This is a genomic window from Streptomyces sp. NPDC004126, from assembly GCF_050275515.1.
GTDB lineage: Bacteria > Actinomycetota > Actinomycetes > Streptomycetales > Streptomycetaceae > Streptomyces.
Genome location: NZ_JBNNPF010000048.1, coordinates 48,300 through 61,526, shown reverse-complemented (window position 1 = coordinate 61,526; position 13,227 = coordinate 48,300). Strand labels below are relative to the sequence as shown.

Below are 13,227 nucleotides of genomic sequence, written 5' to 3'. Positions count from 1 at the left end.
CCGGCGAGGCTGAGATCAGCCTCGCCGGCGTTTGAGGCGACGGGTGCGAAGCGCCCGGTATCGGGGTCAGGGGCGGAGCCCCTGGGAACGGTGGAAGGGCGGGTAGGGGACCGCACCGCGCAGCGGCAACCCACCCGCACCCGGACCGGGGTCAGGCGATGCGGTCCAGGACGATCGGGTTCGCCGTGAAGGGGGTGCCCGCCGGGGCCACGTCGTAGCAGCCCTCCAGGGAGGACAGGGCGTACTCGAACTTCTCCGGGGTGTCCGTGTGCAGGGTCATCAGCGGCTGGCCGGCCGTGACCGTGTCGCCCGGCTTCGCGTGGAGCTCGATGCCCGCGCCCGCCTGGACCGGGTCCTCCTTGCGGGCGCGGCCCGCGCCCAGGCGCCAGGCGCCGACGCCGACCGCGTACGCGTCGAGGCGGGTCAGGACGCCCGAGGCGGAGGCGGTGACGACGTGCTGCTCGCGGGCGACCGGCAGGGCCGCGTCCGGGTCGCCGCCCTGGGCGGAGATCATCCGGCGCCACACGTCCATCGCGGAGCCGTCGGCGAGGGCCTTCGCCGGGTCGGCGTCCTTGATGCCCGCGGCCGTGAGCATCTCCTGCGCCAGCGCGATCGTCAGCTCGACCACGTCGGCCGGGCCGCCGCCGGCAAGGACCTCGACGGACTCGCGGACTTCGAGGGCGTTGCCCGCGGTCAGGCCGAGCGGGGTGGACATGTCGGTGAGCAGGGCGATCGTCTTGACGCCGCTGTCGGTGCCCAGGGCCACCATCGTGGAGGCCAGCTCGCGGGCGTCCTCGATGTTCTTCATGAAGGCGCCGGAGCCGACCTTCACGTCGAGGACGAGGGAGCCGGTGCCCTCGGCGATCTTCTTCGACATGATGGAAGAGGCGATCAGGGGGATGGCCTCGACGGTGCCCGTCACGTCGCGCAGGGCGTAGAGCTTCTTGTCCGCGGGGGCCAGGCCGTCGCCGGCGGCGCAGATGACGGCGCCGGTGGTGTCGAGGACGTTCAGCATCTCCTCGTTGGAGAGCAGGGCCCGCCAGCCGGGGATGGACTCCAGCTTGTCGAGGGTGCCGCCGGTGTGGCCGAGGCCGCGGCCGGACAGCTGCGGGACGGCCGCGCCGCAGGCGGCGACGAGCGGGGCGAGCGGGAGGGTGATCTTGTCGCCGACGCCGCCGGTGGAGTGCTTGTCGGCGGTGGGGCGGGAGAGGGAGTCGAAGTTCATCCGCTCGCCGGAGGCGATCATCGCGGCGGTCCAGCGGGCGATCTCGGACCGGTTCATGCCGTTGAGCAGGATGGCCATGGCGAGCGCCGACATCTGCTCGTCGGCGACGATGCCGCGGGTGTAGGCGTCGATGACCCAGTCGATCTGCTCGGGGCTCAGCTCACCACGGTCCCGCTTGGTCCGGATGACGGAGATGACGTCCATGAGGTGACTTCCTTCTACGCGCATAGAGATGAGGGAGGGAGGTTCGGGGGGGGGAGAGAGCGGCGACGGCCCTCCGCCCGGCAGGGCGGAGGGCCGTCGTGCGGCTATCTCAGGTGGTCGGGCCCGAAGGCCTGCGGCAGCATCGCGCTCAGCGGCAGGATCCCGTCCGGCGTCTCCACCAGGAGCTCCGGGCCGCCGAACTCGTAGAGCAGCTGGCGGCAGCGCCCGCACGGGACGAGGATCTCGCCCTTGCCGTCCACGCACGTGAAGTGCGTGAGCCGGCCGCCGCCTGTGGCCTGGAGGGAGGAGACCAGGCCGCACTCGGCGCACAGGCCGAGTCCGTAGCTCGCGTTCTCGACGTTGCAGCCGGTGACGGTCCGGCCGTCGTCGACCAGGGCCGCGACCCCGACCGGGAAGCCCGAGTAGGGGGCGTACGCCCGGGTCATCGCGTCCCGGGCGGCCGTCCGCAGGGCTTCCCAGTCCACCACCGGGGCCGGGGTCACTTGCCCTGGCCCTTGCGGTACGGCATGCCGTCCGCCTTGGGCATCCGCAGGCGCTGCGCCGACAGTGCGAGCACCAGCAGCGTGGTGACGTACGGGGCGGCGTCGACGAACTGGCTGGGCACCTGGTCGGTGGCCGCGTACCAGGCGAAGAGCCCGGCGGCGCAGACGGCGGCGATGCCGGCCTGGAGGTGCTTCTTCTTGTACAGCTGCCAGGCGACGGAGATCACCAGGAGGATGGCGATCAGCAGCAGCATCGCGTGGACGTTCTCGGCGCCGCCGCGCAGCTTGAGGCTGTCGGTGAAGCCGAAGAGGCCCGCGCCGAGCGCCATGCCGCCCGGCATCCAGTTGCCGAAGATCATCGCGGCGAGACCGATGTAGCCGCGGCCGCCGGTCTGGCCCTCCTGGTAGATGCCGGTGGAGACGATCGCGAGGAACGCGCCGCCGAGGCCGGCCAGGCCGCCGGAGACGATCACGGCGATGTACTTGTACTTGTAGACGTTGACGCCGAGGGACTCCGCCGCGACCGGGTTCTCACCGCAGGAGCGCAGGCGCAGGCCGAAGGCGGTGCGCCAGAGCACCCACCAGGTGGCGGGGATCAGCAGCAGGGCGACGACGGTCAGCAGCGACAGGTGGGTGACCAGGCCGCCGAGGACGCCGGCGATGTCCGAGACGAGGAACCAGTGCTTGGCCTGGAGGCTTTCCAGTCCGCTGGAGAGCCCCGGGATGGTGATCTCGGTGATGGGCTCGATGCGCGGGGACTGCTTGGAGGAGCCGCCCTCGGCCTTGTCGAAGGTGAAGTTCGACAGGTACTGGGTGAAGCCCGTCGCCAGGATGGTGACCGCCACACCGGAGACGATGTGGTTGACGTTGAAGGTGACGGTGATGATCGCGTGCAGCAGGCCGCCGATGGCGCCGCCGACGATGCCCAGCAGGACACCGGTCCAGGGGCCCCACTGGTAGCCGGCCCAGGCGCCGAACCAGGTGCCGAGGATCATCATGCCTTCGAGGCCGATGTTGACCACGCCGGCCCGCTCGGCCCAGAGGCCGCCGAGGCCCGCGAGGCCGATCGGCACGGCGAGCTGGAGGGCGCCGGAGACCTGGCCGACGGAGGTCAGGTCGTTCGCGCCGGAGATGACCCGGACCAGCGAGACCAGCGCGAGGCCACCCGCGATGATCAGCAGGATCCAGGGCAGGGTGAGCTTGCGCCGGCCGCCCGGCTTGGGCGCGGCTTTCGTCGTGGAAACGGTGCTGGCGCTCACGCCGCGACCTCCTTCTCGGTCTTGATGGCGTGGCCCGCGGCCAGCTCCTCGCCGACCTTCTGCTGCTGGCGGCGGATGCCGTAGCGGCGGACGAGCTCGTAGCTGACGACCACGGCGACCACGATCAGGCCCTTCATGATCGTGCCGATTTCCTTGGCGTAGCCGGCCGTGTCGAGGCCGGCGGAGGCCTTGTCGATGAAGGCGATCAGCAGCGCGGCGAAGAAGATGCCGACCGGGTTGTTGCGGCCGAGCAGCGCGATGGTGATGCCGGTGAAGCCGATGCCCGCCGGGAAGGACAGGTTGTACGTGTGGGACTCGCCCAGCAGCAGCGGCATGCTGACCAGACCGGCGACGGCGCCCGAGAGGAGCATCGAGGTCATGATCATCTTCTTGGCGTCCACGCCGGAGGCCTGGGCGGCGGACTCGCTGGCGCCGGTGGCTCGCAGGTCGAAGCCGAACCGGGTGCGGTTGAGGACGAACCAGTAGACGATGCCCAGCGCGAAGGCGATGAAGGTGAAGCCGTAGATCTCCATCCCGTCGCCGATCTCGACGCCCGGGAACCAGCCCGACTCCGGGATGTCACCGGTGGTCAGGTCGTTGGAGCCGACGGGCTGCACGCCGAGGTTCTTCGGCAGGATCAGCCAGGCGATCAACGAGGTGGCGATGGCGTTGAGCATGATCGTCGAGACGACCTCGCTCACGCCGCGCTTGGCCTTGAGGATGCCCGCGATGCCGGACCAGAAGGCGCCGACGAGCATCGCGACGAGCACGATCACCAGGATGTGCAGCGGACCGGGCAGCGTGACCGCCGCGCCGACCAGGGCGCTGACCATCGCGGCGAGGCGGTACTGGCCGTCGACGCCGATGTTGAAGAGGTTCATCCGGAAGCCGATGGCGACGGCCAGGGCTGCCAGGTAGTACGTGCCGGCCTGGTTCACGATGAGGACCTGCACGTCCTCGTAGCCGGACTGCTCGATCATGATGCGCAGCGGCTCGATCGGGTCGACGCCCGACGCGGCCAGCACGATCATGCTCAGTACGAAGGCGCTGACCAGTGCCAGCGCGGGTCCGGCGAAGCCGAGAAGCAGCCGGTCCTTGTCGAATTTCTTCATCGGGCCTCGTCCTCCGTCGTGTCGCCGTCGACCTCGGCGGAGTGGTCGTCAGTGGCTTCCAGGTGCCCGGTGGCGGCGCCGGTCATGGCGGTGCCGAGCTCCTCGGGGGTGATCGTCGCCGGGTCGGCGTCCGCGACCAGGCGGCCGCGGTAGATGACGCGGAGCGTGTCGGACAGGCCGATCAGCTCGTCCAGGTCGGCGGAGATCAGCAGGACGGCGAGGCCCTCGCGGCGGGCCTCGCGGATCGCGTCCCAGATCTGCGCCTGCGCGCCGACGTCCACACCGCGCGTGGGGTGGGCGGCGATGAGGAACTTGGGGTTGTGGCTCATCTCGCGGCCGACGATCAGCTTCTGCTGGTTGCCGCCGGAGAGCGAGGCCGCGGTGACGTCGATGCCGGGCGTGCGGACGTCGTACTCGCGCACGATCCGCTCGGTGTCCTTGCGGGCGGCCTTCGGGTCGAGGATGCCCTTCTTGGAGTTGGGCTTCTCGGTGACGTGGCCGAGGATGCGGTTCTCCCAGAGCGGGGACTCCAGCAGCAGGCCGTGGCGGTGGCGGTCCTCGGGGATGTAGCCGATGCCGCCCTCGCGGCGCTTGCGGACCGGCATCTTGGTGATGTCGGTGCCGTCGAGGGTGATGGCGCCCGCGTCGGGGCTGATCATGCCCATGAGGGCCTCGATCAGCTCCGTCTGGCCGTTGCCCTCGACGCCGGCGATGCCGAGGACCTCGCCCTTGTGGATCGTGAAGGTGATCCCGTCGAGCAGCAGGCGGCCGGCGACGGCGGGCTCGCGCAGGTCGGTGTCGGAGTCGCCGAGCTCGGGGGCCGAGGTCTCGGGGGTGACGACGGCACCCGCGTCGGCGACGGTCACGCCGTCGACCTTCAGCATGGGGGTCGTGGTGACCGTGGACTCGCGGGTCTCCGGCGAGGGCAGCTCGCTGCCGACCATCAGCTCGGCGAGCTGCTTGGTCGTCGCGGTCTTCGGGTCGGCGGTGCCGACCGTGGTGCCGCGGCGGATGACGGTGATGTCGTCGGCGACCTTCAGGATCTCGCCCAGCTTGTGCGAGATGAAGATGACCGTGAGGCCCTCGGCCTTGAGCTCGCGCAGGTTGTCGAAGAGCGCGTCCACTTCCTGCGGCACGAGCACGGCGGTCGGCTCGTCGAGGATGAGGGTCTTGGCGCCGCGGTAGAGGACCTTGAGGATCTCCACGCGCTGGCGGTCGGCGACACCCAGGTCCTCGATCAGGGCGTCGGGGCGCACGCCGAGGCCGTACGCGTCCGAGATCTCCTTGATCTTCTTGCGGGCCTTGGAGCCGATGCCGTAGAGCTTCTCGCCGCCGAGGACGACGTTCTCCAGGACGGTGAGGTTGTCGGCGAGCATGAAGTGCTGGTGCACCATGCCGATGCCGCGGGCGATGGCCTCACCGGGGTTGTTGAAGGAGACCTGCTCCCCGTCGATGGCGATGGTGCCCTCGTCCGGCTTCTGCATGCCGTAGAGGATCTTCATCAGGGTCGACTTGCCGGCACCGTTCTCGCCGATGAGGGCGTGGACCGTGCCCTTGCGGACGGAGATGGCGATGTCCTTGTTGGCGACGACGCCGGGGAAACGCTTGGTGATGCCGTGCAGTTCTACGGCGAGAGGGGGGCTGGACGCGTTGATGACGCACTCTCCTTGGCGCGGAAGGAGCTGGAAAGCCTGAGTGGCTCGGCAGGAGGACAGGGCGGGGAGAGAAGGTATCGCGTCCACGATGCCTCTACGCGCGTAGCACTGTCGGAAGTGAAAACTTGCGGCCAACTGGCCACAAGTGGTCACGGACTGGGGGAGGAGACGCGGTACGGGGTCCGGAGCGGTAGAGACCGCATCCGGACCCCGGAAACCGCGACTAGTCGTCAGACAGGGCCGTTACGGCGTGGTCTTGACGGTGATCTTCTTCGCGATGATGTCGGCCTTGGCCTTCTCCACCGCGGCGATCAGCTCGGCGTTGTTCTTGTACTCGGGGTTGGAGTCGGCCAGGCCGACGCCGTCCTTGTCCAGGCCGTAGCGGATCTCACCGGTCTGCGGGCTGCCGTCCTTGACCGACTTGATCAGGTTGAAGACCGCGTCGGAGACGTCCTTGGTGACCGAGGTCAGGATCTTGTCCTTGTACTTCGACAGACCGGCCTGGTTGTACTGGTCGGAGTCGACGCCGATGGCCCACTTGCCGGAGGTCGCGGCGGCCTCGATGGCGCCCGAGCCGGCGAGGCCGGCGGCGGCGTAGATCACGTCGGCGCCACCGTCGATCTGGCCCTTGGCGGCGGCCTTGCCCAGGTCGGGCTTGGCGAAGCCACCGAAGTCCGGCGGCTGGGAGAGGTACTTGCTCAGTACCTTGGCGTTCGGGTTGGTGTCCTTGACGCCCTGGGTGAAGCCCGCCTCGAACTTCTTGATCAGCGGAACCTCGACACCGCCGATGAAGCCGACCGTGCCGCTCTTCGACGCCTTGGCGGCGGCGACGCCGGCCAGGTAGGAGCCCTGCTCCTCGTTGAAGACCAGGTTGGCGATGTTCTTGTCGGTCACCGAGGTGTCGTCGATGATGCCGAAGGTGGTCTTCGGGAACTTCGCCGCGACCTTCTTGATGGCCGGCGCGTAGGCGAAGCCGACGCCGATGACCGGGTTGTTGCCCTTGCGCGCCAGCTCGGTGAGGCGCTGGACCTTGTCGGCCTCGCTCTCGCCCTCGGTCGGCTCCGCCTCGGCGGGCTTGATCTTGAGGTCCTTGGTGGCCTTCTCCAGGCCGGCGTAGGCGGCGTCGTTGAACGACTGGTCGCCACGGCCGCCGATGTCGTACGCGATGGCCGCGCCCGCGGCCGAGGACGACGCGCTGCCGTCGGAAGAGGGGCTGTCCGAGGACTTCTTTCCGCCACAGGCGGTGGCCGAGAGGGCCAGCGCCGCGGACGCGATGCCCACGGTGGCGATCCTGGTGATCCGGCGCAAGGGGAGGCTCCTTCAAAACCTGACCGAAGCGCCACGACCGGCGCTGGTTTCGCGGCGATCGTAACGCGCGTAGATGTCAGTTAAAGGCCCGTTCATGAGTCGTTATCGGATCGTCGCGAACCGGACAGTGACCGATCGGTAACGGGACAGGCGTCCAGCCCTTGTGTACCAAGGGCTGGACGCCGCTGACAGGAGACCTGCCGGTGTTGTATTGAGCTTTACCCGATCTTTGACGTGACGGGACTGTTGCGGCGTCCGTCGAGCAGCGCGGCGGCCGTGAAGAACTCGACGCCGTAGCCGATGGAGGACTCGTCGACGTCGAAATCGCCGCGGTGCAGGTCCCGCTTGGCGGTGTCGCCGGGGCGGCGGACGCCGAGGCGGGCCATGGCGCCGGGGACGTGCTCCAGGTACCAGGAGAAGTCCTCCCCGCCGAGGCTCTGCTCGGTGTCCTCCACCGACTCGGGGCCGCGCCGGGCGCCCATGGCCTCCCGGAGCAGTTCGGTGACCACGGGGTCGTTGACGACCGGCGGCACGCCGCGCACGTGGTTGATCTCGAACTTGGCCCCGTGCATCGTGGCGACCTCGTCGATCGCCGCGTGGATCATGTCGGGGGCCTCGTACCAGGCATTGAGGTCCAGGCAGCGGATCGTCCCGGAGAGCTCGGCGTGCATCGGGATCACATTGCAGGCGTGCCCGGACTCGATCCGGCCCCAGGTGACCGACATGCCCGAGCGGGCGTCCATCCGGCGGGCCAGCAGGGCGGGCACGTCCAGGGCGACCCGCGCCGCGGCCGTCACCATGTCGGTGGTCAGGTGCGGGCGGGCGGTGTGGCCGCCGGCGCCTTCGAGGGTGACCTCCAGGCGGTCGCAGGCCGAGGTGATGGGGCCGGTCCGCAGGCCGATCCTCCCCGCGTCGACCCGCGGGTCGCAGTGCACGGCGATGATCTTGCCGACGCCGTCCAGCACCCCGGACTCGATGGCCTCGGTCGCGCCGCCCGGCAGCACCTCCTCGGCCGGCTGGAACAGCAGCCGCACCGGGCGGGGCAGCAGGCCCTGCCGGTCGAGCTCGGCGAGGACCAGGCCGGCGCCGAGGACGACGGTGGTGTGGACGTCGTGGCCGCAGGCGTGGGCGCGGTCCGGGTAGGTGGAGCGGTACGAGACGTGGGTCTTGGCGTCCGGGATGGGCAGGGCGTCGATGTCCGCGCGCAGGGCCAGCATCGGCCGTCCCCCGTCCCAGGTGCCGACGTCACAGATGAGCCCGGTGCCGGACTTCAGGACGCGTGGTCGCAGGCCGGCCTTCTCCAGCCGGGCCTTGATCGCCGCGGTGGTACGGAACTCCTGGTGTCCTAGCTCGGGGTGCATGTGCAAGTCCCGGCGGAAGGCGATCAGTTCGGCACGGAGCCGGTCCGGCAGCTGGCCGGGCAGCTCGGGCCGGACAGGCTTGCCGGGCAGGGCGGTCTGGGGCTCGCGGGACATCAACTGGTTCACCCGTTGAAGGGTAGGCGCACGGATGGGTCAACTGTCCGGAGATCACCAAAAGTTCATGCCCTTAGGGGAAAGAAAACCGGCCTCTGGACGCATGACCGGTTGCGGCCGGGGGTAAACTCGCGCGCTCATCCGGCCGCGGTGCTACTCCGTGCGGGGAGTCTGCGCACATCACGGGCGGTGTCGGTGACGCCCGCGAGGAAGCCGCCGGCCCTGGGCGAGGCTCCGGGGGCGAGCCAGGCCGGGTCGATACCGCATACCGCCACCGTCACGCCAGTGCCGGTGAGCGCGTACGGCAGCGTGTGGACGACCGTGGACGGAAAGCTGACGATCATACGTCCCACCGGTCCCCGACGCGCGATCAGTTCCAGCGGCAGGTCCGGCCGTACGATCTCCAGGCCGGTCGCCGCGCGCAGCGCCCGCAGCTTCTCCGGCGTCTCGCGGCGGTGCGCGAAGTACCGGGTCACGCCGTGCTCCCGGGTCAGGGCGGCCACCGCCTCCAGGTAGCGGGCCGGGTCGACGACGCCGGTCTCCACGAGGGAGGTGCCGACGAGGTCGGTGCCCTTGGTGAGGCGGGGCGGGCCGAAGCGGGCGCGGGTCCAGGCGAAGTCGTTGACGCGCAGTCCGGTCCCGGGCAGCGGGGTGACGGGCATCGAGGTGAACAGCTCGACGCGGCGCCCCTCCCCCGGCCGCAGCCGTCGCCGGGCCGCGCCGGACACCGGTGCGTACGCGAGTTCCCGCGCCCGGGACAGGGGCCCGCCGCCGGTGCGGTGCCAGCGGCGCAGCCGCTCGCCGCGGCGGAGCTGGGCGACGAACTCCATGGTGGCGGTGCCGTCGTCGACGACGACCAGCTCGGCGGCCCTGGACGGGGCCAGCAGCAGCTGGACGAAGCGGGAGAAGGGGTCGCCGACCACGATCCGCTCGGCGCGGCGCACGGCCGGGCCGAGCGCGGACAGGGCCCGCAGGGGGGCGCCGGAGCCGCCGCGGGCCTCCTGCCACTGGACGGCGTACCCCTCGTCGCGGGCGATCCCGGCGATGCGGCGCAGCTGGCCGCGGGAGAGCGGGTCGGTGGGCGGCAGGACGACGATCCGCAGCCGGTCGGCGACGGTGCGCGGGTCGGGACGGCGCCGCCCGGCGAGCGGGCCGGGCTGGGCCGGGACGGCGGTCAGCAGGGGCTCGCGCCCGCGCCGGGTGTGGGCCCACTCCAGCACGTTGAGGAGCTGGACCGGGCTCTCCACGAGGGCCAGGGTGGGGGCGGAAGGGTTCACCACGGACTCCGCTCGGGGGAGGAGGGGCGGCGGCGGCCGGCTCAGACCGCTGCCGGGGCGGGGACGGTGCTCTGGACGCGGCGGAGCTTCTTCATGGGGGCGAGTTCGGAGGGGTAGACGCGCTTGACGCCGTCGCCGAGGGCGGTCTCGATGGTGCGGATGTCGCGGACCAGGCGGGCCAGGCCGCCCGGTTCGACGGAGGCGGCCTGGTCGGAGCCCCACATCGCGCGGTCGAGGGTGATGTGCCGTTCGACGAAGGTCGCGCCGAGGGCGACGGCGGCGAGGGTGGTCTGCAGGCCGGTCTCGTGGCCGGAGTAGCCGATCGGGACGTTGGGGTACTCCTCCTGGAGCGTGTGGATGACGCGCAGGTTGAGCTCCTCGGCCTTGGCCGGGTAGGTGGAGGTGGCGTGGCAGAGCAGGATGTTGTCGCTGCCGAGCACCTCGACGGCGTGCCGGATCTGCTTGGGGGTGGACATGCCGGTGGAGAGGACGACGGTGCGGCCGGTGGCGCGCAGGGCGCGCAGGAGTTCGTCGTCGGTGAGGCAGGCGGAGGCCACCTTGTGGGCGGGCGGGTCGAACTTCTCCAGGAAGGCGACGGCCTCGGTGTCCCAGGGGGAGGCGAACCAGGCGATGCCGCGCTTGGCGCAGTGCTCGTCGATGGCGAGGTAGTCGGCCTCGCCGAACTCGACGCGGTGGCGGTAGTCGATGTACGTCATCCGGCCCCAGGGGGTGTCGCGTTCCACGTCCCACTGGTCGCGGGGGGTGCAGATCTCGGGGGTGCGCTTCTGGAACTTGACGGCGTCGCATCCGGCTTCGACGGCGGCGTCGATCAGGGCGAAGGCGGTGCCGAGGTCGCCGTTGTGGTTGATGCCGATCTCGCCGACGACGTAGACGGGGCGGCCGGGGCCGGCGAGGCGGGGGCCGAAGGTGCGCAGGCGGGGTTCGGTGGTGGCGACCGTCATGGCGGGTGGTGTCCTTCGCTCGGTGCGTGGGGTGTCGTGCGGGGTGCTGTGCGGGGTGTTCTGCGGGGTGTTCTGCGGGGTGTCGAACAGGGGCGCGAGGAGGCGCGCCCGGGCGAGGTCGTGCGGGTCGTCGATCTCCAGGACCCGCGCCGGGTCGGCGGGGACCGGGAGGGTGCGTCCGAAGAAGCGGTGCCGGGCGGCGCGGAAGCCGGCGGCGGTCATGGCGTAGGCCGCGCCGGTCTCCAGGAGCTCCTCGGGGCGGTCCTGGCGGCGGGGGCGGTACGAGGCCTCGTGGTTGACGCCGCTGCCGGTGCCGTCGGCGGCGCGGCGCCAGAGGAAGCCGTGGAAGGGGGCGGCGGTCAGGGCGGAGTCGGCGGCGCCGCAGGCCACGGCGGCGGCGACGGACTCGACGTCCCGGGCGGTGAGGAAGGGGCTGGTGCACTGGACCAGGAGCACCACATCCACGGTGAGGGAGTGCAGCTCCTCGAAGGCGTCGAGGGCGTGCAGGACGGCGGCCTCGCTGCTCGCGGTGTCCCCGGAGAGGGCGGCGGGCCGGGAGATCACGTGGGCCCCGGCGGCGCGGGCGGCAGCGGTCACGGAGCCGGAGTCGGTGGAGACCACCACATCGGTGACGGTGGGCGCGTCCCGGCAGGCCCGCACGGCGCGGGCGACGAGCGGTGTCCCGCCGACGGGAGCGGTGTTCTTGCCGGGCACCCCCTTGGACCCGCCGCGCGCCGGGATCACGGCGAGGACCCTCACAGCTCCCCCAGCCGGCGGATGACCGGGGCCACGCGCTGGACCCCGTGCCGGTAGGCCCCCCGGGCGGCGTCGCGCAGGTGCGCCCGCAGCCAGCGGCGGGCGGCCGACCCGTCCTGCCGGACGGCGCCGGGGAGCGGGGTCCCGTCGGGGGCGAGGTGCTGGCGGGCCAGGATCCCGGGCAGGTACCCGGGGGCGGTGCGGAGCGTGTAGTACGGGTCCACGGGCGGCAGCCGGTCGGCCGCGAGCAGCCCGCCGAGGCGCTCCCGCGCGGCGGCGTACGGGTCGGCGGGTCCCCCGGCGGCCGCCCCCGACGCGGCACCCGCCGGGCCGGCGGGCGCCGGCGCGGGTTCGGTGGGGGCGGGTGCCGCGGGGTCGTGCTCGGCGGGGCGGCGGGGGGCCGGGACGCCGTGGGTGGCCGTCCAGGCGGGGGTGGCCCGCGGCAGCAGGCCGGCGTCCAGTTCGTCCCACGAGGTGAGGCAGCCCGAGCCGAGGAAGTGCTGGTTGCCCAGGGCCTCGCGGATGCCGAGGTCGGTCAGGACGGCCGTCGGGATGCCCCGGTGCATCGACTCCAGGGCGGCCGTGGAGGAGACGGTGACCAGCAGGTCGGTGGTGTCCAGCACCTCGCCCATGTGCCCGTAGACCAGCCGGCAGTTCGGCGGGAGGCCGCCGGGGAGGCGCTCGGCGAGGCGCTGGTAGGGGTGCTCCTCCAGGTGGGTGGTGTGCTCCCCCGGCCTGCTGCGCAGTTTGACCAGCACCTCCCGGTCGGGGTGCAGCCGTGCGTGGCCGGCGGCGCGGCCCAGCAGGTAGGCGCGGTCGGCGCGGCTCTCCGGCACGGAGGGCTGCACCGCGAAGACCACCCGGTGGGTGCGGTTCCCGGCGGGTGCGTACGGCGCCCCGTCCAGGAAGGGCAGGGCCGTCTCGGTGACGGCGCCCGGGTCGGCGCCGGCCCCCTCGTACACGGCGCGGAAGCGGGCGGCGTCGTGGCGGGAGTTGGCGAGGACCAGGTCGGCGCCGTGCCGCAGCAGCAGTCCGTCGGCGAGCTTCTCGTAGACGACGCCGACGTAGCCGGTGACGAACACCGGCCGGGCCGCGGGCTCCGGCCACAGGGCGCGGGCCCCGTGCAGCACGGCCTGGACGGCGCCGCCGACGAGGGCCAGCACGACCACGTCGTGGCGTTCGCGTCCGCCCGCGAGCTCCGCGAGGAACTCGGCGCAGGTCACCTCCGCCGGCGCGGCGTCCGCCGCGACGCCCGCCTCGCCGAGCTGGCGTGCGGTGGGGGTGGCCCGGCCGCGCAGCAGGTAGCCGGTGACGCGGTGGTCCCCGGGGGCGAGGCGGCGGGCGGTGAGGGCGCCCCATTTCCAGCGTGTGTCGGAGTCGGCGAGTACGGCGATGCGTGGACCGGCCGGACTGCTTCTGAATGGCACTGGCACCCGGCAGAAGTTATTCCGCATTTCCGGTGCCCGGCCCAACGAGCGCGCAACGGCGGGT

The 13,227-nt window shown here is 71.9% G+C and carries 10 protein-coding genes and 1 pseudogene; all 11 read right to left on the bottom strand.

Features of this window, described 5'->3' with window-relative positions; genetic code table 11:
* Nucleotides 1-151 precede the first annotated feature (151 nt).
* The 11 genes and pseudogenes from ACQKM2_RS32630 to ACQKM2_RS32580 all read right to left on the bottom strand — a co-directional run bounded on the left by ACQKM2_RS32630 (nt 152) and on the right by ACQKM2_RS32580 (nt 13,190).
* Nucleotides 152-1,429 (bottom strand): thymidine phosphorylase, encoded by a 1,278-nt coding sequence (locus ACQKM2_RS32630; protein ID WP_427716196.1) that lies wholly within the window; start codon nt 1,427-1,429, stop codon nt 152-154.
* Nucleotides 1,430-1,533: 104 nt separating this feature from the next.
* Entirely contained in the window at nt 1,534-1,932 is a 399-nt protein-coding gene (locus tag ACQKM2_RS32625) for a cytidine deaminase (RefSeq protein WP_427716193.1), read from the bottom strand.
* A complete protein-coding gene (locus ACQKM2_RS32620) occupies nt 1,929-3,191 on the bottom strand; it encodes an ABC transporter permease (protein ID WP_427716190.1) in 1,263 nt (420 codons plus the stop codon). The genes ACQKM2_RS32625 and ACQKM2_RS32620 overlap by 4 nt, the downstream gene beginning before the upstream one ends.
* Entirely contained in the window at nt 3,188-4,303 is a 1,116-nt protein-coding gene (locus ACQKM2_RS32615) for an ABC transporter permease (RefSeq protein WP_427716189.1), read from the bottom strand. The genes ACQKM2_RS32620 and ACQKM2_RS32615 overlap by 4 nt, the downstream gene beginning before the upstream one ends.
* A complete protein-coding gene (locus ACQKM2_RS32610; RefSeq protein ID WP_427716207.1) occupies nt 4,300-5,958 on the bottom strand; it encodes an ABC transporter ATP-binding protein in 1,659 nt (552 codons plus the stop codon). The genes ACQKM2_RS32615 and ACQKM2_RS32610 overlap by 4 nt, the downstream gene beginning before the upstream one ends.
* A gap of 243 nt (nt 5,959-6,201) precedes the next feature.
* Nucleotides 6,202-7,266: a BMP family lipoprotein gene (locus ACQKM2_RS32605; protein WP_427716187.1), complete on the bottom strand. Its 1,065-nt coding sequence runs from the start codon at nt 7,264-7,266 to the stop codon at nt 6,202-6,204.
* Between the two features lie 218 nt (nt 7,267-7,484).
* Complete coding sequence (locus ACQKM2_RS32600; RefSeq protein WP_427716205.1) at nt 7,485-8,741, bottom strand: amidohydrolase; 1,257 nt, start codon at nt 8,739-8,741, stop codon at nt 7,485-7,487.
* A gap of 137 nt (nt 8,742-8,878) precedes the next feature.
* Nucleotides 8,879-10,018, bottom strand: a complete 1,140-nt coding sequence (locus ACQKM2_RS32595; protein WP_427716185.1) for a hypothetical protein — start codon at nt 10,016-10,018, stop codon at nt 8,879-8,881.
* A 41-nt stretch (nt 10,019-10,059) separates the two neighbouring features.
* Nucleotides 10,060-10,980 carry an N-acetylneuraminate synthase family protein gene (locus ACQKM2_RS32590; RefSeq protein ID WP_427716202.1) on the bottom strand — a complete coding sequence of 307 codons (921 nt, stop codon included), beginning with the start codon at nt 10,978-10,980 and terminating at the stop codon, nt 10,060-10,062.
* 399 nt (nt 10,981-11,379) lie between these two features.
* Nucleotides 11,380-11,724 (bottom strand): annotated as a pseudogene (locus ACQKM2_RS32585) (cytidylyltransferase domain-containing protein); the annotation flags it as partial.
* Nucleotides 11,725-11,735: 11 nt separating this feature from the next.
* Nucleotides 11,736-13,190, bottom strand: coding sequence for a DUF6716 putative glycosyltransferase (locus ACQKM2_RS32580; protein ID WP_427716183.1), 1,455 nt, complete (start codon nt 13,188-13,190; stop codon nt 11,736-11,738).
* Nucleotides 13,191-13,227 lie beyond the last annotated feature (37 nt).